Raw genomic sequence first — 513 nt, forward strand, 5'->3', positions numbered from 1 at the left:
TTACTCCTATTGCTACTTTAGCAACAGAGTGGCAATCATTAGCTGTTCCAGCAGATTCAAAGTATGGATCCTTGGAAGAATTAATGAAACAACTAAAGAAAGACCCAAGCTCGATTAAAGTAGGGGTAGGACCTGCACTAGGTAATGATGACCATCTATCTTTTGTTCAAGCTGCTCGTGAATATGGTGTGAACCCAACTGAGGTTGACTTTCTAGTTTATGAAGGTGGCGGGGATGTTGTAACTGCTCTCCTTGGGCACCATGTTGATGTTGTTACTACATCCGTTTCTGAGGTTCATGATCAACATTTAGCCGGAAAGGTAAAAATTCTAGCTATTTCCTCGGAAAAAAGATTGGAAGATTTAAAGGAAGTTCCCACATTTAAAGAACAGGGTGTAGACATGGTATTCCCACATTGGAGAGGAGTCATGGGACCACCAGATATGACTGAAGAGGAAATTGCCTATTGGGATGAAAAGCTAGGAAAAATGGTTGAAACTGAAGAATGGAAAG

The 513-nt window shown here is 40.9% G+C and carries 1 protein-coding gene; it reads left to right on the top strand.

Annotated elements, in window-relative coordinates; all coding sequences use genetic code 11:
- Positions 1-513: tripartite tricarboxylate transporter substrate binding protein (locus tag AC3G7N_RS22700; RefSeq protein ID WP_489424353.1), on the top strand; the 513-nt coding region annotated here is incomplete at both ends.

Source organism: Virgibacillus carmonensis (assembly GCF_057836705.1).